Below are 20,551 nucleotides of genomic sequence, written 5' to 3'. Positions count from 1 at the left end.
CGCTCGACCGATGGAATCTAGCTCGTCCACACTGTGGCCGAGCGGATGCTGCAGGAACTGATCGAGGCCGAGACCGCCGAGCACATCGGCCGGGGAAGCGGACCCATTCCTCGCGATCAAACATCCCGTTTAATTCAGTCGTTCGCACATTTCCTATGTGGGATCCGTTCTGGTGCGGGGGAACAGAGAGATCACCAAATGCCACCAAAGGCGAACCTTGGCGTATTTTCCCTCAGCTGGCCCATTTTTCTGCAGCTGTCATTCACTTATTGTATGGGGCTGGTGGACGTATGGGTGTTGGGACGGATATCGGATACGGCGGCCGCTTCCGTCGGATCGGTCAATACGGTCACCACATTTGTGCTGATGATGTTCTCGTTCATGGGGCAGGGGAGTGGCCTGGTCTATGCGAGAATGCTCGGCCAAGGGAAAATGAAGAAGGTCCAGGAATGTTATTCCGTGGCCCTGATTCTGCATGTCTTGCTGGGCGTGGCAGCGAGTGGCGCCCTGTTCACGTGGGCCGGAGATATTTCGCGGCTACTGGGACTGGATGGACAATCGCTCACGTACGGTAAAAATTTCCTGCAGATTGTCGGTGGTGCGTGCGTTCTGCATTCGTTGGTGGCAATGTTCGGCGGAGTCATGGCGGCGAACGGGTTCACGCGCGTCGGCATGTTTGCCGGCATGTTCACCAACGTCGCCAACGTTGCCCTCATCTACGTGCTGGTCTTCCTGCCCAGCGGCCCTCATTGGGGTGTGCGGGGGGTCGCTCTGGCGACAGCCCTGGCCACCGCAGCCGGACTGCTGCTCAGCTTGTGGCTGGTGTTCGCTCGGATCCGCATTCGTTTCCTACCCCCTCCGAGCGGCCAACGATGGCGAGACCACGCTGCGCTCCTCGTCGCCTTCTCCTTGCCCACCATGTTGGAGCCGGCTTTTTGGCAGGCTGCGCAGATCTCCACCACTCGGATCATCGCCGCTGTCGGCACGGACGAGCTGGCAGCACGGATGTACACGCTGAGCATCACCAACATGATCGGAATGTTCTCGTCGGCACTGTCGCAAGGACTGCAGATTGCCATCGGGCATCTCGCCGGCGCCGGTGAAACAGACCGCATTCGACACATCTCCCGCGCAACCCGCCTGGTGGGGGTTGTAGCAGCACTCGGACTGGCGCTGATGGCCGCCCTTTCCAGCCGCTGGATCATGGACAGGTTCACTGACTCCCCGGCGGTCGCCGAAGCCGGACGCACACTATTGTGGTGCGGGCTGCTCTACCTTCCGGGTTCCTCGCTCATCATGACCACGGCCGCCACGCTGCGCGCCGTTGGTCAGGTCACTTATCCAGCAGCGACCGGAATTCTGGTGCTCTGGGGCGTGTTCATTCCACTGGCTTACATTCTTTCGCTTCCTCTCGGTCTGGCCATTATCGGAGTCATGATCGCCATGGCCGTGGACGAGAATCTGCGGGCTCTACTGCTCGGTGTTCGGTGGCGCTACCTATCCGCGCTGGACAGATTCTGCAAAATCGTTCAGCAGCCGCAGGATTCATCCGTCGCCGGCAGCTGAAAAATCCAGCCACGCATCATTCCTTCTGCTCCCCCTCGGAGAGATCCGTGAAAGTCAGCCTTGTCATCCCTACCTATAATTCCATGGATCTTGTCACATCTTGTTTGGTGTCGTTGAATCATCAGCAGCTCGAAAAGGGGGACGAATTTGAAGTCGTCCTGATCGACGACGGTTCCACCGATGGCACCGGCGAGGCCGTCGATTACCTGCTTCTCACGTATCCCATTCAGCGCCTGTACCTGCCGCGTACGGAGAACTCCTGCCGCTCGGCCGCCCGCAATGCGGGCATACGCGCGGCGAAGGGTGAGCTGATTGTCTTCGTGGACGGAGACCAACTCGTCGACCCGCTCTTCGTGCAAGAACACATTCGCTGCCACCGTGCCCATCCCGACGTATTCGTCATCGGGTTCCGGGATTATCTGGCACCAGGGAAAGTTGACGTCGACCTGCTGCAGCGGTCCTTCACCTTGGACGCATTTCCCCCGGTGAGCGAGCCGGACGAACGCTGGGAGGTCGCAGCAGCCCTCTCGGAGAATCTCCCCAACCTTGCCACCGGCTGGCACTTCCTGTACGGATGCAACTCCTCGGTCCGGAAACAGCACCTGCTCGATGTCGGAGGATTTGACGAGAACCTGAGAAAGTGGAGCTTCGAGGATGTCGAACTCGGCTACCGTCTACACCGGCAGGGCCTGACCCCTGTGTTCAACCGGTACTCCCGCGTTTACCACCAGTTCCACCCCGAGTCCAACCGACAGCGACATGCCGACTGGCGGGAGAACTTCGCCTATTTCACCTCCAAGCATCCGGAGCTCGAAGTCCGGCTGCAGTGGGTTCTCGACCCCTATTTCGACCCCGATCGCGCGGACGGACCCAGTTGGTTCGAGGCGTATCTCCGCTTTGAATTCGCCTGCCGTGCCCTCGCCGGCCGACTGCCCCTCGGGCGAACGTACGAGGTACTGGTCATCGACGAGGAGCGCGTCACCGAGGCCGTACATGAGATCGCACAGAGAGGGGCCACCGACGACCTGGTCGTGATCGACACCACGAATGACCGCGATCTGCCGCTGGCAGTACAGACGTTGAGAACTGGGCGGGAGCTGCTGTATTTCAAGCAGCCTGACCAGCACCTGCTCAAGCAAGTGGAGAAGACCTTCGGTTGCGTCGCCCCCCTCGACCGTGCCACGGGAGCGTGAGCCTGGTGTCTGCCACTCCGAGCGAGATCATCACCGGAGACAGCACCAGCCTTGCCCAACTGGTGATTGACGTACAGCAGCGCCGAACTTCGCAACGCCGGTGCGCTCCGAGTCTCGCCAACCGTGCGCTGGAAGCAGTTCTCGCCGAAGACGCCGGACGACTCGATCCGGCCCATCCCGACTCCATCTTCACCCTCGAGCCCCGGCTGGCTGCCGGAGAAGGAGTCCCGTTTCTGCCCAGGGAACGACTGCTGACTCCAGCTGAACAACGTACAGTCATCGAGCGTTTCGCCCGCGCCGTGGCCACGGGCCAGCTGACGAGCGGTCCCGCTGTGGCCCGCTTCGAGGCCGCGTTGGCCGACTTCCTCGGCTTGCCGCACGCCGTAGCAACCGGTAGCGGTACCGATGCCCTGATCACCGCCCTGCGGGCAGTCGGTGTCAGCCAAGGGGACGAGGTAATCGTGCCAGCGAACAGCTTCGCGGCAACTGAGAACGCGGTGTGGGCCTGCGGGGCTACACCCGTCCTTGCCGACGTCGATCCGGTACGTCACACACTCGACCCCGCTCAGACCCAGGCCGTCATCACCTCAAGGACGAGAGCGATCCTGCCCGTCCATCTTTACGGCCGATTCGCCGACATCCCTGCCCTCGTCGGCCTCGCCCGCCGCCACGGCCTATCCGTGGTGGAGGACGCCTGTCAGGCGATCGGCGTAACGGGTGTCGGGGTGCACTCGGACGCGGCAGCGCTCAGCTTCAACCCCTACAAGAATTTCGGGCTCACCGGGAAGGCTGGCGCAGTCGTTACGCGCGACACCGAACTCGCCGCGCGAGTACGGAAGCTCGCGTATCACGGCTTCGATCCCGAGCAGAAGAACGTCAAGGACGAGACCTTCGGTCTCAACACGAGGATCGATAATGCGACTGCAGAAGTCGCCCTGGGGTTGATGCCGCGCTTGACGCTCAATTCCTACCGCCGGACCTTTCTCGCTAAGCGTTACCTCGACTGCCTGGGGGACCTGGAACCACACGGCGCTGCAGTCCTGCCTGCCTTCGTCCAGGACCACAGCTGGCACCTGTTTGGCCTTCAGGTGGCCGCCGGACGCGAAGTGAGAGACGCGGTCCGCGCACACATGCGCTCGCTCAGCAGGGTGGAGACGGACATCTACTACCCAGTGCTCACCCACCATCAGCAGACGCCACTGCACCGGAAGCTCTTCGCGCACGTATCGCTCCCGTCGACGGAAAGGCTCCACTCCACCGTCGTGCACCTACCGCTCCACAACAACCTGTCACTGGCCGAACAGGATCGAGTGATCGAGGCCTTGCATGCCGCCTTCCGCGCAACCCACTGACACCCGTGCGCTTCCGATGCCCGACACCGTCCATACGGTGGTTTTCTCCGACTTCGACGAAACGTACTTGGCACATGCCAGCACACCAGACCAGGTGTCGTCCCGAGCGGCGCTGGAGGACTGGCTGGAACATGCGAGCCGACGGCACGGCCTGCTGTTCGGATGGGTGACCGGCAGTTCCCTGGATTCCGTGCTACGCAAATCCGACACGCATGCTCTTCGGGTGCTGCCGCACTTCATGGCCTGCTCCCTCGGCACCGAACTGTATGCGGTCGACGAGACCGGCCCGCGTCTGGCAGCGGAGTGGCAGCACAGCCTCCCCGACGCCGCATACATCCGCGGCCACGCGACACGGGCCGTCCAGGAACTGGGCGCCCTGGGGGTGCCACTCCGCCCGCAGTTGAACCGCGGCCCTGAGAGCAGGGTGATCAGTCATTACTACCGGACCAGAGGCCCTGAACAGGATGCCCAGAATCTCGCCCTGATCAGACGGACTGCGCGCAGATTCTCGCTGGGCGTGTATCTCAGCCGCTGCAATCCGCTCACTGGCGATCCCGACGACTGTTACGACGTCGACTTCCTCCCCGGCAACTGTGGCAAGAGCCAGGTGGTCGACTACATCTGCCGACGGTACGGCGTGGACCCTGCGAAATCCTTCGCCTTCGGGGACAGCGGCAACGACCTGGACATGCTGACCGCGGTCGGCCATGGAGTCCTGGTCGGCAACTGCACTGAGGAAGCCAGGAGCCTCCACCCTCGCGTGTCCACGAAGAGCTACGCGGATGCCATCTTGTTTGAGCTCCAGGAGGTTCTGCAGTAATGCGCGTAGGAATCATCGGCGCCGGCGGTATTGGCCGGATGCATGCGAAAGCGGTCACGGCCGCCGAAGAGGCAGACCTGGCGGGCGTCTACGACGTGGACCCCGACAGAGCGCAGACGTTGGCCCGACTCGTCGGAACCACGGCGTTCGCATCTCCCGAGGACCTCTACGCGGCGTCCACTGGCGTCGTCGTAGCCTCGCCCAACCGAACCCACGCCGAGCATGCGCGCCAAGCAATCGCACACGGCACAAGCGTGCTGTGTGAAAAGCCCATGGCCGTCTCGCTCACGCAGGCTGCCGAGATGCGCACACGCGCCATGGAGGCAAACGGTGTGTGCGCTGTGGGGTTCAACTACCGCTACCTTCCTGTGATGAGGGAACTCCGAACTCGCATCGAGAGCGGGGAACTCGGCCGAATTCTCCACGTCAACGTCGCCTTCAAACGCACCAGTGCGCTCACCCGGAAGCAATTTACCTGGCGCGACGGTTTACAGGAACGATTCACCAGCGGTGCGCTCGGTGACCTCGGCGTGCACCTGATCGACCTGCTCTACTTCCTTTTCAGCAGCCCAGTGGACTTGCCCAACTGCCAGGTCGCACTACAGACCAAGGTCGCTACCAAGGGAAGCCGCCAGGTGAAGGTGGACGATCACACCTTTGTCAGCGGCCGACTCGCGAATGGCCCGTCCTTCACACTCACCGCATCGAAGTCCTCTAAGCCCGAGGAAGCCGGACTCACTCTGTCGGTGACCGGAGGCCTTGGCGATTTCTCGTACAACTCACAGGACGGCCCGGTCTTCCACTTGCGCACCGGCGTGGACTGGGAACAGCTCAAGGCCCTCGGGACCAGTTACTTGGAGGACCCCAGCGGAGAAGTAGCCGGCTGGGCAGACACCTTCCTCGCCCAACTTCACGACTGGACCGCCGCAGTAACCACGTCCGCCCAGATGGGAACTCTGGCAGACTTCGAGGACGGGTACCGCGCTCAGCGGGTGCTCGAGGAACTGCTACGTACCGGAGGACGCCTTTGACCGGCCGCCTGCCCTCACAGCGCCCCACACTTGAGGACGTGGCGCGTGCGGCTGGAGTGTCGCGATCGACGGTTTCGCGCGTGATGAACGGCTTGCCTCGGGTGAGCCCTGCAGCCGCCGAGCGCATTCGCAAGGCGGTCACCGAACTCGGCTATGTACCCAATCAGGTTGCCCGAAGTTTGGTCACCCGCCGCAACGACGCGGTCGCCGTCGTTGTGACTGAGCCCCAGAACAGGCTGTTCGTCGACCCGTTTTTCGACCGCCATCTGCGCGGTATCCGCCAGGAACTCGTGCAGCAGGGTGCGCAGTCGGTGCTGCTTCTGATCGAGGAACCGGACGACTATCCACGCGTCGGCAACTTCCTGGGCGGCGGGCATGTCGACGGCGCGCTGCTGTTCTCGCTGCGCGTTGACGACCCGCTCCCGGAAATGGTCAGCCGGATGGGCCTGCCCGCTGTCTTCGGCGGTCGCCCGTTCTTCGGCTCGGACGATGGTGGCCCCAGGTACGCCTACGTCGATGCCGACAATCGCGCAGGGGCCCGCGATGCCGTCAGCCATCTGGTCGCCCTCGGAAGGGAGCGCATCGCGACGATCACTGGTCCACTGAACCAGGCGGCCGCAGTCGACCGTTTGGATGGATACCGAGATGTTCTCCCCGACAGCCCGCCCCAACTGATTGCGGAAGGGGACTTCACTCTGCAGGGCGGAGCAGACGCCATGCACCTGTTGTTGGACCGGTGCCGTGACCTGGACGCGGTGTTCGTCGCCTCCGACCTGATGGCCTGTGGTGTGCTGCGTGTTCTGAAACAACGCGGCTTCAGAGTGCCCCAGGATGTCGCAGTCATCGGCTTCGACGGCCTCGACTCCCTCGCCGAGCCCACGGATCCGCCATTGTCGACGGTGCATCAAGACATCGAAGGCATGGGACGCCTGATGGCCCGTCTGCTGTTCAAGCAGACGGGCCACGCCCAGAGCCACGACCGTGATCCGACCTCAGTGATCACTCCTACGCGTTTGGTCTTGCGGGAATCCGCCTGACCGAGACGTAGCCTGCGGAGCCCTTGGGGCTTGTACGAGCCGGATAGGGTCAGCTCTGCACGGCCGGTTGGAGAGCATCGATAGTGCCGTCCGGTTCCACCGTTGGGCGGCCACTTGCCGAGCGCAGGACGGGGTGTTCGTCGGGGCTCGTCCGGCCTCATGAGAGACGGACGTTCATGCTCACCCTCATGAGGTGGCCCCGTCAGTACGGCGTGGCCTTGCTGAACTGCCGTGCGATCACTGTTGCGCGATGCTGAAGATGTGCATGAAGGCGACGCACCGCCATTGCGTAGGCGGAATTGCCGCGAGTGAGTGTGCGTGCCGTCCCCTAACGTGTCGCGGCGTCCTAGTTGGGCCCTGCCCAGCTACATGTCGAGGTCCGCAAAGCGGACAGGGGCCACCTCGGCGTCACGGCATGCGGTACGTGCGCGGCTGTGCCACGGTGGAGGCGGTCTTGGCCCGCTGCTTTCCCCTGTAGCGGCGGGCCGGATCCTTGGTCATAGCGCGAGGGTTACTTCGATCGCCGTGTTCGGGCATGCGCGCAGAATCTTGGCGAGCGCGGCCTGCTCGACGGGGTCGATCGCCAGGCGCCAGCGGGTTTTGACGGCCACCCAGTCGGTGGCGTAGGTGCAGCGATAACCGACGGCCGGCGGCTGCCAGGTGGCCGGGTCCTGGTCCGCCTTCGAGCGGTTGCTGGCGGCGGAGACCGCGATCAGCGCGCGGGCGTCCCCGAGGTCGTTGGCGTACGCCTCGCGTTCCTTCGCCGTCCAGGCGGAGGCGCCGGAGTCCCAGGCCTCGGCGAGCGGGACCAGGTGGTCGATGTCGAGCGCGCGAGCGGCGGTGAAGTAGGTGTCGTCGTACGGCGAGAACCATTCGCCTCCGGTCAGGGTGCAGTTGGGGCCCTGCTCCGGAGCGACCACGGCCTCGGATTTCAGTACCTCCTGACGGGTGTTGCAGCCGTCGCGGTCGGCATCGATCCAGTGCCGGAACTTCGAGCGCTCGTAGCCGGTGCGGTCCTCGTCTCGCACAGGGAGCGCGGCCAGGGCGTCACGGACAGGCAGCACAACGGTGTCGCGGGGGTCGGCCTGGGCGGTGGTGGGGGTGAGCAGGAGGGCGGTGAGCGCGGCCAGCGCGGCGGCCACGGTTCGTACGGTGCGAGTGGAACGCACGAGGCTCCTTTTCAAAGGTCCCAGACGGTTGTGATCTTCGTAGCGAGCCCGGTGTCCGGCGCGCCCGGTGTTCGTCGTCAACTCACCCGCACGGGCGGTAAGTCACACAGGCGGGCAGCCGTCCCCCCTCACGGCGCGAATACGCAGGTCGCGGCAGCGCCGTGAACGAGACCTCACCGTCGCGCATCATGTGACGCGGAGTCATCGGCGTGGTCGCGGCACCGATTCGCAACCGTGTACGGTTCCGTGAAGGCGTGTCAGGCTCGGCGGGGAGGGTCGTTGGATCCTCGGCATCAGACCTCGAACGTCGTCGATGCGTCCTGGTCGCTGGCGGATCTGCGTGACCTGATCTACAACATGCTGAGTCTGCTGTCCGTGGAACTCGGCGAGAGCGGGGCACGGCGGGCGACGACGAGGCGGGACGGGCGTTCGCTGCCGTGTACAAGGAGGCCGTGAAGACGGTTTTCGACAAGGCCGCGTTCGCCCATCAGGTTATGGCCAATGGTGCGGGCGCGCTGCTCAAGTCGGCCGGGGCTTCTTGAAGCAGGAGAGTCGGGAAGCAGGAAAGCCGGATCGCGGCAGAGCTTCTCGGCCAGAGTCCTCAAGGCCCGGACATCGGTGTGCAGCCGTCGGGTTCTGACTGCACCTCACGCGCCAGTCTGGCTAGGGCGGAGTTCTTGGCCCCACCTTGAGGCGGCCCGCGGCGGCCCCACCCATAACGGACTCGTCGGCAAGAACCCGCCGCACAGTGAAGTGTGCGGGGACGAGACGCTGATGGCGAACCTGCCCACCGCCTGCAAGATGATCGCCAAAGCCTGCGACGCGTTCGCCGACCACATAGAGATCGCCAAGCGGCGACTGCCGTACGAGGAGACAGACCCGACCGGCGAGATCCTTTGGCCGTGGCAGCAGCCGAGGTTCGGAGGCAACGGCCACGATGGCGGTCTGCCCGAACTCGTCGCCGGTGACATGCAGATCGCCGCGCTCGGCAGGATCCCGCACGCTTTGGACAGCTCAAGGCCCGGGTGAAGATGCCGCGTCCGGACAACGACAGCCCCGTGCCCGGCCTGCCCCCGTTCCTGGGGCCGGTCATCCGCATCCCCACCCTGATCCCGGCCGCCTACCGGCTGGCCAATGGCCCGCGCGTCAGTGACCACCACAGTCACCGCCATCGCCATCGCAGCCAGTTCCATAGGCGCCGCGTCCTATTCGACTCATTCCACAGCAGAGCCAGCTCCTCCGCGGCCTCGTGTCGCTGTGCGGCGCGGATGCCGTCGAGGATGTTCCAGGCCTGCGAGAGGTCGCCGTAGGCAGTCCGGCGCCCGAGAACCCTCTTGCAACGGCCCGCTCCGAGGAGGGCTCGACCTGTCTCCAGTGGGCTGTCCACCGCCCGGGCTTTCAGTCCGGCCTGCTCGTACATGGGCAGGGCGTCGAAGGGACTGCCACTGTTCTCTTTGAGCCATGCGAGATTGTTGAGCGCCTCGGCCTCACCAAGGTCGTCCTTGAGTGCCTGATAGCGTCCCAGGGCGTCCCGAAGTTGCGTCTCTCCGGACTTGTGATGGCCAAGGTGTCCGTCGAGGAGCCCCAGGCCGCTGATGGCGTTGGCCTGGCCGAGCGGGTTCTCGATTTCGCAGAAGATACTCAGCGCCTTGGCGAGCAGTTGGCCGGACTCTTGGAAGCCTTCGGTGTCGCCCGTCTCGGCAGCCTTCAACCGCCGGACGGCACCTAGCTGTTGCAAGGCATTGGCTTCTCCGTGCCGGTATCCGGTCGTCTCGAAGAGGCCATGCGCCGCGGTGAGCAGTTCCTCCGCCTCGTCGTAGTCCCCCATCAGCCGCTTGACAACGCCCAGATGGCATTGGGTCTCGGCCTCGCCGAAGGGCCGACTGCGCCCCTCGTGCAACGCCCTGGCCTTCTCGAGCGTCTCTGCGGCCTTGTCGTACTCACCCACCAGGCGCAGGACGACTCCGAGACTGTCGAGGGCCCCCGCCTGGCCCAGGGTGTCTCCCAGACCCCGGTAGGAGTCGACCGCTCCCTGGCAGATCGTGGCCGCTTCCCTGAGTTTTCCGGTCACCCGGAACACTTCCCCGACGGCGAGTTTGGCGTTCGCCACCCCTTGCGGCACGCCGATTCCCTCGAAGACGCCACGCGCCTTCTGTGCCGTCTCACCGGCCTGTTCGTAGTGTCCGAGGCGGCGCTGGGCCGCCGCCAGGTTGATGAGGGTGTTTGCCTCCCCTACGTGTTCTTCCTCGCACGAGTAGATCTCTAGACTCTCCTCGAACAGGTCGGCGGAATCCTTCACGTCTCCCCGGAACAGTGCGATGAGTCCCTGGGCGACCAGCGCCTGGGCTTCACCGAGCCGGTAGCCCTCCGTCCGGTAGGTGTCCCTGGCCTCTTGGGCGAGTTGCTTTGCCGTCTGGATGTCAGTCGCCCGCAGCAGCACACTCAGTTCCCGCTGGGGGCCCGCAGCGCCAAGGGGGTCGCCGAGGTCCTGGTAGATCTGCAGCGCCTGCCGCAGCAGCTTCTCGGTCTGCTTGTCGTCGCGCCTCAGGCTCACGCGTCCCTGGAGGAAGTACGCCGCCGCCTGCGCACGCCAAACCGGCTCGGTGTTTGCGCCGGCCCTCTGCTCGGCGATCCGGCACAGGCCGATCGCCTTCTCCAGGTGATCAAATGCGAGTCCGTACTCGGACATCGAGGGAGACAGCCGTGTGCGCAGCAATGCCCCGCGGATCAAAGCCTTGGCCTGCTCCAGCTCATGGCCGGGAAGAGCGGCCGCTGTCTCGGCCTGAGCATGGAGGCGGATACCCTGCTGCCAGGGTCCACGGCGATCCAGGAATCCTGCCAGAGACTCGGACAGGTGCATCACACGCAGTTCTTCGCCTGGTGTGCGGGCGGCGTGCTCCGCGCAGAAGAACAGGTTGGACCGCTCCTCGCGCAGCCAGTCCTGGGCATCGGCGGCCGTGACGAGGTCTGGCACGGCCGCAGGGACGGGAAGCGGAACGCTGAGCCGGTGCCGGACGTGCGGTGAGAAGAGCCGGTCCGCCTGCTCTGCGGTGTACTGGTAGTAGTCCAGCAGTCGTGCCGTCCGCATCCGGCATTCGGCTTCGCCGTCCTCCCTCTTGAGCTGGGCTTCCATGGCCTCCCGGACTAGCGGATTCAGGCGGTAGCGCGCCTTGTGCTCTTCGACGAGGTGCCCCTCGTACAGAAGGTCGATGTGTTCCGTGGCCTTCTCGTACGAGATGCCTTCCAGCGCGGCACTCGCGTACACGTCGATGTCCGCGCCGACATTCAGCGCGAGATGGCGGAAGAACGACCGAGCTCCGTCGGACGAGAGACCTTCGTACGCCACGTGGAAGGCAGCGCCCTCCGCGAACTCGCCGTCCTTCGTGACGGTGCTGCGATACCGGGTCTTCAGGTCGCGAACCGTCCACGTGGGGTGATCCGTCAGCGTCCGGGCGAGCACGGCGATGTACCGCGGCAGATGGCCGCAATACCGGACCAGTTCGCGAACCGTGCTCTCGTCGGCTGCGGAGAACTCACGAGGCCGCGTTCCCGGAGGGGTCGACAACATCCGGAACATATCCAGCGCCTCGTCAGAGGTGAGGGGATGTAGCCGGACCGGACCCTCCTTCACGCTCAGCCCTTTGAGGCGGAAGCGGCTGGTGACGATGACCAGGCAGTTCCTGGAACTCGGCAACAGCGGGGTGACCTGTTCGACACCGGAGGCGTTGTCGAGAACCAGCAGGATGCCCTGCTTCTCCGTCTCACGCTGCCAGCGTTGCTGCCGGTGCGACTCGTCGGGCGGGATGTGCCACGGATCCGTCCCTCGGTCGAGCAGCAATGCCTCCAGCGCATCGCAGACGCTGACAGCCGTTTCTTTGTCGTCCCCTCGAAGGTCCAAGTACCGGCAGTTCTGGGATTCGCCATAGCCGACACTGAGCATCCGTGCCGCGCGCAAGGCCAGTTCCTTCTTGCCGACTCCGGGCATTCCCGTGACGAGCTGCACCAGACATCCGTTCTGGGCCTGGGTAACGGCGATCAGCCGCTGTAATTCTTCCGTTCGTCCCACTAGCTCGGGTATGCCGCTCGGCAGAGGCAGCACCACGGGTGGGTTCGGCGACGGGGGACATGGAGTGATTGCGTTCATCACGCCTCCTGGCTCAGGGCCCGCCCGGAGATCAGGCTAAGGCCGGAATCTCCCCCACCGCCCAGGCGCCGCGACGCGGTTTCCGCTCACCCAAGCGCGCCACCGCGTCTCGGACATAAAGCTGACAAAGCTGCTACGACCATGTGTTCCGCGCCGCTTCACCGTGTGGGTCCAGAGCCCTCCAGCTGAGCTTGCTCCACGAAGCGGTCCAGGGCGGTGGAAAGGCTGTCGCGGGACCGACGCCAGGCGCCCTCGTCAGGCTTCGCACCCGGTGTCTCCGCCGCCTTCAGCTGTGCGTCCGCCTCCGTACTCACCGCTGACAGTGCGTCCTTGAGCTTCTCCGCCCGGTCGGCCATGGAACCGATGCCCTTCAGACGAGCCACATCGGCAGCACGTTTGGCCCAGGCCAGCGAACCGGAAACACGTCCGAGCAGGTCATTGATACGCCGCACGCCCTCAGGCGTCGCACCATGGGCGTGCAAGGAGTCGAGCTCCTGTGCCAACGGTCTGAGATCCAGCCAGAAGTCGGCCACGGCAGCGATGCAGGCCTCGTACGCCTCCCTCGCCTTGGCTTCGGCCTCACGTCTCGATGCCCGCTCAGCCATCTTCTTCTCATGCCTGGTCTTCCATATGGTGTTGGCCACCGTCACCAAGCCGCTGACGACCGCTGCCGCGAAGGACAGCCAGGCCACGTCCAAGGTCGTGGCGGCAGCCTGCACCAGGGTGAATGCGAGGTGCATGGCCGGGAGTATGGTGCACGGCGATCGGAAGAGGGGAGAGCCCGGGCGGTACTGCCTTTCATACGACCGACATGGTCACCGCCGCCAGCGTCCACCTGCTGTCCCGCATCGCTGCTGCCCACCCGCGTATCACTAACTGATCGTTTCAGAATGAGGTGCTTGGCCAAGCGGTTATGCACTGCGAAGATGCGATTTCGACTCGGCGGTGATGGGCGGGCGCTTGATGACGCAGTGGCATCTCTTGAGGGGGGACATCTTGATCGGCGAGCTCAGTGAGTACGGCTGCGATCAGCCGTTCTTCCTAGCGCGCTTCAGCGCGGGGCCAGGTTGGGAGAGTGTGAGGGCATTGTTCGAGGCATCGGCGGCCCTCAGGGGCCCAGATCCGGACGGATCTCGGACTGCAGCTGTGCTCAAGCCGTTGCAGGACTTGAAGCTCAGACTGGTTCCGGTTGACAGCCAGCAGCCTTCGTTGCAGGTCCTCAAGAACTGCATGCTGCGCATCGACGGGGCCGAAGCTCGCCTCCGTTACTGACGCAGTGGTTGGCGGCCGGGCAGTTGTCAGGCGTCGAGGCGTTGAAGGATCTGTGTGAACTCGCCGTTCTGGATCAGACCGGCGAGGACCTGGGTCATGTTGGTGATGCCGGCATCGCGGACGATGAGGCCGTCCGAGCACCAGAAGTAGCGGCCTGCGAGGGCTTCCCCACTGGCAGCCCACCGCTTCATGAGGATCTCGACCTGGGCCAGGGTGATGATGGTCGCGCTCCACCGGGAGCCGTCCTTGAGGTCGACGAAGACGTCGACGTTGTCCACGCACTCCAAGTCCTCGCCGGCATTCGGCAGGAACGCGGCCTCGAACTGCTCTGTGTGGACGTGGTACCAGGGTCCGTCCCAGCTGCCCGGCGTTGTGCTGTGGCTCATCGGGCGAGTGTGCCGGGCTGATTCGGCCTCCTCAACTTCTTTGTTCTGGCACGCTTCCGGCGTGAGCAGCGATCTTGTGCCCGATGACCTGTGGGAGCTGATAGCCCCGCTGATTCCGACCCGGCCGCCGCGGCGGCACCGGTTTCCCGGACGGAAGCCGGTCGACGACCGTACTGCGCTGGCCGGGATCGTGTATGTCCTGCGCAAGGGCGTGTCCTGGGCGGATGTCCCGTCCGAACGGATCGGCTGCTCGGGGGTCACCTCATGGCGGCGGTTGCGGGACTGGACCGAGGCTGGGGTATGGCCCCGCCTGCATGAGGCACTGCTCGTCGAGCTGCGACGTGCCGGCCTGCTGGACATGGATGACTGCGCGATCGACGGCTCGCACGTCAGGGCGCTCAAAGGGGGGCGCACACGGGGCCATCGCCGGTCGACCGCAGCCGTCCCGGCAGCAAGCACCATGTGATCGTTGACCGTCACGGCACCCCGCTCGCCGTCTCGCTGACCGGCGGCAACCGGCACGACGTCACCCAGCTCATCCCGCTCCTGGACGCGATTCCGCGCATCCGGGGCCGACGCGGCCGCCCCCGTCACAGGCCGAGCTGAGCCTGTACGCCGACCGAGGCTACGACTTCCGCAAGTACCGCCGAGTCCTGTGGGTCCGCGGCATCGTCCCGAAGATCGCCCGACGCGGCGCCCCGCACGGCTCCGGCCTGGGCAAGACCCGTTGGGTGGTAGAGAGAACCTTTGCGTGGCTGCACCAGTTCAAGCGCCTGCGCATCCGCTACGAGACACGCGCCGACCTCCACCAGGGACTCCTCCAACTCGCCTGCGCCATCATCTGCTTGAGACGGCTACGCACCGCATTCTGAAACGATCAGTAAGGCCTGGGTCCACGCCGGCTACCGCACCGCCGTCATTGACCACGGCGCCCGCCTCGGCATCGACGTCCACCCCGTTCAACGCCCGCCCGGTATCCGCGGGTTCACGGTGATACCGAGACGCTGGACCATCGAGCGCGGCATCAGCGGCGAGGGTGACCTTCAGAGCTTCACGGCCCCTCATCTTCACCACCGTCCGTCGGGGGCCGCCGACCGTCAGTGGCAACCGACACGCTCCTCCGGAGTTTTTGACTGGGCGGGGCTCGCTGCAGAGGGTCGCCGGACGGGCCCCGCCCGCGGCCGTGGACTGCGGCAACAGTGCACGACCGAATTCCCCTGTGGTGTCGAGTCGCAACGGCCGGGGAAGCCGCAGATGAAATGATCGATTAGCCAGTTGGCTGGCCGCGGACGCGTGCGCGCCGCCTGGGCGGGCGCACGGCGCGCCTGACTGCCGGCCGGGCGTGGGCGAGGCCAGAGGCAGGCGGGTCTTCGCCCGTGTTGCTGTGAACGGCATGTTCATGACCTGTCTCCTTCCGTCGAAATGGCCCGAGCGGCCTAGGCCATGACACGTGGGGTGTCACCCGGCATCGGTTGTGCCAACACCTTCGGCTTCGAGACGCCGAAGGGCAACTTCCTGATACACCGTCGAAGCGGGAATTGGGGGCGGCCGGTCGGCACGCCTGCGGGCGCTCGGCTGCTGAGGCCTGCGGCGATGCCCGAGGAGCGTTCCATGGAAGCCGGGACAGGATGAAACGGCGCGGGAGTGCGGCCTTGCCGGAGATCGTAGAGCGGCTCGATGGTAACCGCGAGGCCCCCTATACGTCGGCTCGGCAAAGCCGACGGATGATGCGCGGGAGCCTCGGTGTCGAGTCGCAACGAGCGGAGGAGGCAGACAAGTTGAAGAAGAACGCGCCCGCACAAGGATTGTGTGTCGAGGGCCAGGCCGGTACCGGCGGCCAGGTGCTGCCGGCATCGGCGGTGGTCGTGGTGGTGGTCGTCCTGCTCATCACCGCGAGCCTTCCGGCATTCGGGATGCCCGTCGAAGCGGCCGTCACGGCCGTCGTCGCCGGCGGGGTGATGGCCAAGGAGCTGATCCGCGGCCTGGTCTCCGTCTTCTCTCCCCACCAGGCGTAGCGGGGCGAGCGAGGGATGGGGCGCACGCACGGCGCCCTGGCTGGGCACAACTCCGTTGAGACGCTGGCGCAGTGGCTTGAGTCGCTGCGCCAGCGGTCCGGGTTGAGCTGGAGTCAGGTGGCGCAGACCGCTGACGAGACGGGCCTGTTGGTCTCCCAGTCGACCCTGTTCAGGGCGGCGCAGGGTGAGAGGCTTCCGAAGTGGAAGACCGTACAGGCGTTCGCGCGCGTGTGCGGGGGTGACGTTCGCGAAGCAAGGCGGCTGTGGACCAGTGCCGACCGGCACGAGGCCGCCCGTACTCGCGGAGCGCGGCGCATCGTGGTGCTGCCGCCGCAGTTCATCACCGAGCCGTGGCAGCTCGTCCACGCGATGAATCACCTGCGTCGGGAAAACGGCAACCCCACGCTGCGGGAGATGGAGGAGAAAGCCGTGGTCCAGGGGGTGAGCTTCCTGCCAAGGAGCACCGTCGACGCCGTTCTGCGAGGACGCATGCCCGCCAAGGCCCTGCTGCTGAACTTCGTCCGCTACTGCGGCGACGTTCCGGACCACCAGCTCCAGCACTGGGCTCACGCCTGGGAACGCGTGAACGCCTACCGCAAGGGCGAGGCTCGCCCCGCCATGAGGGAGGTGCAGCACGAGCTGGCGCGAGTCGAGAACGAGCTGAAGCACACCCGGGAGCGGCTGGAGCAGGCCACCGCCGAGCTGACCCGCACCACGCGGGCTGCACGGACCGGCCCCACCGTAGCGGTGTTCCCGCCGCGCAAAGCGGTCGGCCCTGTGCCGCCTCCGCCTCAACCGGAGTCCGCGCACGTCGCCGGATCACCGCGCATGAAGCCAGGGGGCAATTGGTGGCGGGAACCCAGAGCGAAGTCGCAGGCCTGGTACGCCATTTCACCAACTGGAGCGACATGACGACCAGTTGTTCATGGCCAAGACCCGGCTCACGGGCCTTGGCCGCAGCCCAGCGTTTACGGCGCGGCCGCGGGCCGTCGTCGGCTTGCCGTCCGAGTCACGGGGGACCTGGGCGGGTCAGCAGCGGGGGGTGGTGAGGCGGGCCCAGACGGTCTTTCCGTCGGGGGCGGTCTGGGCGTAGCCCCACTGGTGACCGGTCAGGGCGTCCACGACGAGGAGGCCCCGGCCCGCTTCTGCCAGGCGTTCGGGATGGCGGCGGGTCGGGGGAGTGGAACTGGGGTCGGTCACGGCACACACCACGGCGCCGCCGGTGCGGGCTATGCCCAGCCATGCCTTGCCGGGTGCTTCTGCGCATCCGTCCAGTGCATGGCGCACCGCGTTGGTCGTCAGCTCGTTGACCACCGTCGTCATGTCTTCGGCGAGCATGTTCAGTCCCCAGGCGCTGATGGTCTCGCGGACGAAGCGGCGGACGCTTTGCAGACTGGTGGGTTCGCAGGTGAATGCCCGGGCGGCGAAGTCGCTCGTGCTGATTCCCAGGGCGAGGCCCCAGTCCGGTGCGGTGGGTGGGACCAGGGCGGTCGTCGCGAGAGGGCGACGGCCCGACGAGGAGGGCATGGGCTCGACTTCTGCGGCCCGGCTCGGCGCCTCTACCGCGTGTGCTGCCACTGTTCATCCCCCCGGAAGACGTCCAGTTCTGCGGGCCGCGCAACCTGCCCCGACTGGTTAGTATCCGCCCCGCCTCGCCGTGGATGCAATTGCATCAGTGACTTGCATCCGAACGAGAAGGGGAGGGAACGCTTGTACTCAGCAAGGAGAACAGCACGGACCAGAGGTGAAAAGAATTCGGACAGGGTCGAAAGAAGGCGGACATGGCGCAGATCATCAACGGTGTCCCGGCGGATTCCCTGCACGACGTCACGTGGCTGAAAAGCCGTCACAGTACGGCCGACGGAAACTGCGTCGAGGTGGCCTTACTTGCTGGAGGTTCTGTGGCGGTGCGTAACTCCCGGGACCCGCAGGGTCCCGCGCTGGTGTACACGCGGGCGGAGATCGCGGCCTTCATCGCGGGGGTGAAGGACGGCGAGTTCGACTTAATCGCCAGCTAACGCCAGGCAGAAAACCCGCAATTGGGTCCTCGCCGGACGGCATCCTGAGAAACTGACGCCCGTCGTCTGCGCTTCACAGGAGACCCCATGCCCGCGCCCGCCCCTCCGGTCGATGCACCCACACTCGAGTACTACCTCGCCGCCTCCGCGCGCAGCCCGATCGCGCTGCGCCTGGTCCTGGGGCACCTGCTGCGCGCGCTGCGCAAGGCAGCCGGGATCGAAGCGGAGGCGGCCGGGCGCTTCATCCGCGGATCGGAAGCCAAGATCTCCCGGATGGAGCGCGCCCTGGTCACCTGCAAGCACGACGACGTGATGGACCTGCTCACCCTCTACGGCGTCACCGACCGCCCTGCCCTTGCCCGCTTCGCGGAGATAGTGCGCCTGTCCCGGCAGCCCGGCTGGTGGCATCGTTTCGACGGGGTGCTGCCGGACTGGTGCGGCAAGCTGATCGGCCTGCAGGAGGCGGCCTCCACCATCCGCACCTACGAGGTGCAGCTGGTGCCCGGGCTGCTGCAGACGGCCGCCTACACCGAGGCACTCGTGCGCCAGGCCTACCCCCACGCCCCGCAGGAAGAGGTCAACGACCGCGTGAAGCTGCGGGCGACCCGCCAGAACGTCCTGGCCCGCCAGGACCCGCCCCACCTGTGGGCCATTCTCGACGAGGCCGTGCTGCACCGGCCCATGGGCGGCGAGCAGGTCATGCGCGACCAGGTGCGGCATCTGATGACGATGGCGCAGCTCGGCCACGTCACGGTCCAGATTGCACCGTTCAACCGGCCCGGCTGCATCGCGGCCGGCTTCCCGATCACACACCTGCGCTTCGACCTGCCTGCCCTGCCCGACATCGTCTACCTCGAGCAGCTGCGGGACGCCGAGTACCTGGACAAGCCCGAGGAGACCCAGCACTACCGCGGTGTCCTGGACGGCCTGGCCCAGTCCGCGCTCTCCCCGCAGGACAGCCTCGACCTGCTCGAGTACACCCTCAGCTGAGCTGCGAGGCGACCGCCGCAGCACGCGTCAGCGCACCAGGGCCACCCCGCCGTACTCGGCCCACGCCCGGTCGCCGGAACCCGCCGTGCGGTCACTGCCCGGCCGCCACCGGCCCACATCGACCAACCCCGGCGCCAGCAGCCGCAGCGCCCCGAAATACGGGCCGACCTCCGCGCGCGGCCGCACCCGCCCCCACCGCCCGCCGGCAGCCTCCCGCCACACCGCATCGGCCTGCCGCCGCACGTCGGCATCCTCACCGACCAGGTGACTGGCCGCGACAAGACTTCCCGGCGCGAGCAGGGCGGCCGTCTGCTCCAGCACCACGGCCGGATCGGCGGGCTCGGGGATCGTGTGCAGCACGGACACGAACAACACCGCCACCGGCAGGGTGATGTCGATCAGCCGGCGCACCGCCGGGTCGCCCAGTAACTGCCGCGTCTGCAGCGGGCCGCCCCGCACGACCAGGGTGCGCCGCCGGTCCTCCCACAGCGCCCGGGCATGGGCGAGCACCAGCGCATCCTCGTCGGCATAGACGACCCGCGCCCGCGCATCGATGCTCTGGGCGACCTGATGCACAGCCACCGGGGTCGGCAGCCCCGCACCCAAGACCACGAACTGGCGCACCCCGTACTCCCGCACCAGCTGACTGGTCACCCGCAGCAGGAACCGGTGCGCGGAATCGGCGACCTGCCGTGCGGCGGGGACCAGCTGCAGCAGCCGCGCACATGCCTCCCGGTCCGCGGGATAGTGATCCTTGCCGCCCAGCAGGTAGTTGGTCATCCGGGCAGGATTCGGCGAGGTGACGTCGAGGACGTCCAACCGCGGCACCCGCCCGCGTTCCACTGCGGCACCCCACCCGTCCACGTACCTGCAGCACGCTGCATGCTGCAGACACTCCATGGTAGGAAAGCCGCGCCAGGCCGGGACAGTTCTCCACAGAATTACTCGCGACGGCCCGAAGTGCGCTACAGCAAGGCCTCGTTGCCCGCCTGCCACCGGCGTACGCACCCCCCTTATGCTTGCGCCCCCGCAGATCCGGCGGGCGCCGCCGTCCACCGGCCAGGCAGCGCCCGCTGTGCCATCCGCAGCTGAGAGGCGACCGCCGGCGCCTCGACCCCCATCAGCTCGGCCGCCTGCTTCTCACTCAAGTGCAGCCGACAGCGCAGGATCACCGCATCCGCCTGCCCCCGCGGCAGCATCCGGTGCACCGCATCCACCGGAAGCGTCGCCCCGGCCCTGCGGCTGCGCAGCGCAGAAGCAATCAGCGCGTCCAACAGCCGCCACGCCACCGCCGCCGGGCGGGGACTGCTGATGACCGTCGGCCAGATCGTGACGAGATTGCCCAAGACAGCCTCCACGACCTGCTGGCTCATCCACGCATCCTGCACCCGCTCGCGCGTGTAGTGCAGATAGCGGTCCTGGTGCAGCAGACAAAACGCCGTGTACTCCAGCGGCAAAACCAGCTCGATCGCTGGCTGCGGGGCATAGCCGGGCACCTGCTGCGGACAGCACGCCCGCGCCGGAGCCTCACCGCGGCGGCGCAAAGACACGAACATGG

Annotated in this window: 19 protein-coding genes and 1 pseudogene; 13 read left to right on the top strand and 7 right to left on the bottom strand. The window is 66.1% G+C overall.

Annotation, left to right across the window (positions count from 1 at the left end; all coding sequences use genetic code 11):
- Positions 1 to 45: 45 nt before the first annotated feature.
- Genes P2Q00_RS42595 through P2Q00_RS42570 form a run of 6 tightly spaced genes read left to right on the top strand, consistent with a single transcriptional unit; the run spans position 46 to position 6,999 of the window.
- Complete coding sequence (locus tag P2Q00_RS42595; RefSeq protein ID WP_275780130.1) at positions 46 to 1,566, top strand: MATE family efflux transporter; 1,521 nt, start codon at positions 46 to 48, stop codon at positions 1,564 to 1,566.
- A gap of 47 nt (positions 1,567 to 1,613) precedes the next feature.
- On the top strand, positions 1,614 to 2,759 hold the full coding sequence (locus tag P2Q00_RS42590; RefSeq protein WP_275780129.1) for a glycosyltransferase family 2 protein: 1,146 nt from the start codon (positions 1,614 to 1,616) through the stop codon (positions 2,757 to 2,759).
- A gap of 5 nt (positions 2,760 to 2,764) precedes the next feature.
- Complete coding sequence (locus P2Q00_RS42585; RefSeq protein WP_275780128.1) at positions 2,765 to 4,111, top strand: DegT/DnrJ/EryC1/StrS aminotransferase family protein; 1,347 nt, start codon at positions 2,765 to 2,767, stop codon at positions 4,109 to 4,111.
- Between the two features lie 16 nt (positions 4,112 to 4,127).
- Complete coding sequence (locus tag P2Q00_RS42580) at positions 4,128 to 4,931, top strand: HAD-IIB family hydrolase (RefSeq protein ID WP_275780127.1); 804 nt, start codon at positions 4,128 to 4,130, stop codon at positions 4,929 to 4,931.
- Positions 4,931 to 5,962, top strand: coding sequence for a Gfo/Idh/MocA family protein (locus P2Q00_RS42575; protein ID WP_275780126.1), 1,032 nt, complete (start codon positions 4,931 to 4,933; stop codon positions 5,960 to 5,962). The genes P2Q00_RS42580 and P2Q00_RS42575 overlap by 1 nt, the downstream gene beginning before the upstream one ends.
- The gene (locus P2Q00_RS42570) at positions 5,959 to 6,999 is read left to right on the top strand and encodes a LacI family DNA-binding transcriptional regulator (RefSeq protein WP_425579550.1); all 1,041 of its coding nucleotides are present in this window, start codon (positions 5,959 to 5,961) and stop codon (positions 6,997 to 6,999) included. The genes P2Q00_RS42575 and P2Q00_RS42570 overlap by 4 nt, the downstream gene beginning before the upstream one ends.
- A 497-nt stretch (positions 7,000 to 7,496) precedes the next feature.
- Here the strand turns inward: P2Q00_RS42570 and P2Q00_RS42565 are convergent, their stop codons facing one another.
- A complete protein-coding gene (locus tag P2Q00_RS42565; protein WP_275780124.1) occupies positions 7,497 to 8,168 on the bottom strand; it encodes an HNH endonuclease family protein in 672 nt (223 codons plus the stop codon).
- 279 nt (positions 8,169 to 8,447) lie between these two features.
- On the opposite strand from P2Q00_RS42565, the gene P2Q00_RS42560 reads away from it, so the two are divergent.
- Together P2Q00_RS42560 and P2Q00_RS42555 are read left to right on the top strand one after the other, a co-directional pair.
- Positions 8,448 to 8,624, top strand: coding sequence for a hypothetical protein (locus P2Q00_RS42560; RefSeq protein ID WP_275780123.1), 177 nt, complete (start codon positions 8,448 to 8,450; stop codon positions 8,622 to 8,624).
- 318 nt (positions 8,625 to 8,942) lie between these two features.
- Positions 8,943 to 9,197, top strand: a complete 255-nt coding sequence (locus P2Q00_RS42555; RefSeq protein ID WP_275780122.1) for a hypothetical protein — start codon at positions 8,943 to 8,945, stop codon at positions 9,195 to 9,197.
- Between the two features lie 133 nt (positions 9,198 to 9,330).
- Here P2Q00_RS42555 and P2Q00_RS42550 read toward each other — a convergent pair whose 3' ends face one another.
- From P2Q00_RS42550 to P2Q00_RS42540, 3 genes are all read right to left on the bottom strand, one after another.
- Positions 9,331 to 12,312: a tetratricopeptide repeat protein gene (locus P2Q00_RS42550; protein ID WP_275780121.1), complete on the bottom strand. Its 2,982-nt coding sequence runs from the start codon at positions 12,310 to 12,312 to the stop codon at positions 9,331 to 9,333.
- A gap of 158 nt (positions 12,313 to 12,470) precedes the next feature.
- Positions 12,471 to 13,052 (bottom strand): hypothetical protein, encoded by a 582-nt coding sequence (locus P2Q00_RS42545; RefSeq protein ID WP_275780120.1) that lies wholly within the window; start codon positions 13,050 to 13,052, stop codon positions 12,471 to 12,473.
- 558 nt (positions 13,053 to 13,610) lie between these two features.
- On the bottom strand, positions 13,611 to 13,970 hold the full coding sequence (locus P2Q00_RS42540) for a hypothetical protein (RefSeq protein WP_275780119.1): 360 nt from the start codon (positions 13,968 to 13,970) through the stop codon (positions 13,611 to 13,613).
- Between the two features lie 61 nt (positions 13,971 to 14,031).
- On the opposite strand from P2Q00_RS42540, the pseudogene P2Q00_RS42535 reads away from it, so the two are divergent.
- The 3 genes and pseudogenes from P2Q00_RS42535 to P2Q00_RS42520 all read left to right on the top strand — a co-directional run bounded on the left by P2Q00_RS42535 (position 14,032) and on the right by P2Q00_RS42520 (position 16,897).
- Positions 14,032 to 14,842: pseudogene (locus P2Q00_RS42535) on the top strand (IS5 family transposase).
- A gap of 780 nt (positions 14,843 to 15,622) precedes the next feature.
- Positions 15,623 to 15,985 carry a hypothetical protein gene (locus tag P2Q00_RS42525; protein ID WP_275780118.1) on the top strand — a complete coding sequence of 121 codons (363 nt, stop codon included), beginning with the start codon at positions 15,623 to 15,625 and terminating at the stop codon, positions 15,983 to 15,985.
- 15 nt (positions 15,986 to 16,000) lie between these two features.
- Positions 16,001 to 16,897: a helix-turn-helix domain-containing protein gene (locus tag P2Q00_RS42520; protein ID WP_275780117.1), complete on the top strand. Its 897-nt coding sequence runs from the start codon at positions 16,001 to 16,003 to the stop codon at positions 16,895 to 16,897.
- Positions 16,898 to 17,014: 117 nt separating this feature from the next.
- On the opposite strand, the gene P2Q00_RS42515 is transcribed toward P2Q00_RS42520, so the two are convergent.
- Positions 17,015 to 17,512: an ATP-binding protein gene (locus P2Q00_RS42515; protein WP_275780116.1), complete on the bottom strand. Its 498-nt coding sequence runs from the start codon at positions 17,510 to 17,512 to the stop codon at positions 17,015 to 17,017.
- A 254-nt stretch (positions 17,513 to 17,766) separates the two neighbouring features.
- On the opposite strand from P2Q00_RS42515, the gene P2Q00_RS42510 reads away from it, so the two are divergent.
- Entirely contained in the window at positions 17,767 to 18,003 is a 237-nt protein-coding gene (locus P2Q00_RS42510; protein ID WP_275780115.1) for a DUF397 domain-containing protein, read from the top strand.
- Positions 18,004 to 18,090: 87 nt separating this feature from the next.
- Positions 18,091 to 18,993 (top strand): DUF5753 domain-containing protein, encoded by a 903-nt coding sequence (locus P2Q00_RS42505; protein WP_275780114.1) that lies wholly within the window; start codon positions 18,091 to 18,093, stop codon positions 18,991 to 18,993.
- A 27-nt stretch (positions 18,994 to 19,020) separates the two neighbouring features.
- Here the strand turns inward: P2Q00_RS42505 and P2Q00_RS42500 are convergent, their stop codons facing one another.
- Both P2Q00_RS42500 and P2Q00_RS42495 read right to left on the bottom strand, forming a co-directional pair.
- Positions 19,021 to 19,893: an SAM-dependent methyltransferase gene (locus P2Q00_RS42500; RefSeq protein WP_275780113.1), complete on the bottom strand. Its 873-nt coding sequence runs from the start codon at positions 19,891 to 19,893 to the stop codon at positions 19,021 to 19,023.
- A gap of 113 nt (positions 19,894 to 20,006) precedes the next feature.
- On the bottom strand, positions 20,007 to 20,549 hold the full coding sequence (locus P2Q00_RS42495) for a sigma-70 region 4 domain-containing protein (protein WP_275780112.1): 543 nt from the start codon (positions 20,547 to 20,549) through the stop codon (positions 20,007 to 20,009).
- Positions 20,550 to 20,551 lie beyond the last annotated feature (2 nt).

It is taken from the genome of Streptomyces coacervatus (genome assembly GCF_029223485.1).
Taxonomy (GTDB): Bacteria; Actinomycetota; Actinomycetes; order Streptomycetales; family Streptomycetaceae; genus Streptomyces; species Streptomyces coacervatus.
This window is presented reverse-complemented; position numbering and strand designations above follow the sequence as displayed.

Bases quoted from the DNA above. Each gene is read 5' to 3' on its own strand.
- P2Q00_RS42555 (WP_275780122.1), top strand. From the start codon at position 8,943: ATGGCGAACCTGCCCACCGCCTGCAAGATGATCGCCAAAGCCTGCGAC.
- P2Q00_RS42515 (WP_275780116.1), bottom strand. From the start codon at position 17,512: ATGCCCTCCTCGTCGGGCCGTCGCCCTCTCGCGACGACCGCCCTGGTC.
- P2Q00_RS42510 (WP_275780115.1), top strand. From the start codon at position 17,767: ATGGCGCAGATCATCAACGGTGTCCCGGCGGATTCCCTGCACGACGTC.
- P2Q00_RS42505 (WP_275780114.1), top strand. From the start codon at position 18,091: ATGCCCGCGCCCGCCCCTCCGGTCGATGCACCCACACTCGAGTACTAC.
- P2Q00_RS42500 (WP_275780113.1), bottom strand. From the start codon at position 19,893: ATGGAGTGTCTGCAGCATGCAGCGTGCTGCAGGTACGTGGACGGGTGG.
- P2Q00_RS42520 (WP_275780117.1), top strand. From the start codon at position 16,001: ATGGGGCGCACGCACGGCGCCCTGGCTGGGCACAACTCCGTTGAGACG.
- P2Q00_RS42550 (WP_275780121.1), bottom strand. From the start codon at position 12,312: ATGAACGCAATCACTCCATGTCCCCCGTCGCCGAACCCACCCGTGGTG.
- P2Q00_RS42495 (WP_275780112.1), bottom strand. From the start codon at position 20,549: ATGTTCGTGTCTTTGCGCCGCCGCGGTGAGGCTCCGGCGCGGGCGTGC.
- P2Q00_RS42575 (WP_275780126.1), top strand. From the start codon at position 4,931: ATGCGCGTAGGAATCATCGGCGCCGGCGGTATTGGCCGGATGCATGCG.
- P2Q00_RS42540 (WP_275780119.1), bottom strand. From the start codon at position 13,970: ATGAGCCACAGCACAACGCCGGGCAGCTGGGACGGACCCTGGTACCAC.
- P2Q00_RS42545 (WP_275780120.1), bottom strand. From the start codon at position 13,052: ATGCACCTCGCATTCACCCTGGTGCAGGCTGCCGCCACGACCTTGGAC.
- P2Q00_RS42580 (WP_275780127.1), top strand. From the start codon at position 4,128: ATGCCCGACACCGTCCATACGGTGGTTTTCTCCGACTTCGACGAAACG.
- P2Q00_RS42595 (WP_275780130.1), top strand. From the start codon at position 46: ATGCTGCAGGAACTGATCGAGGCCGAGACCGCCGAGCACATCGGCCGG.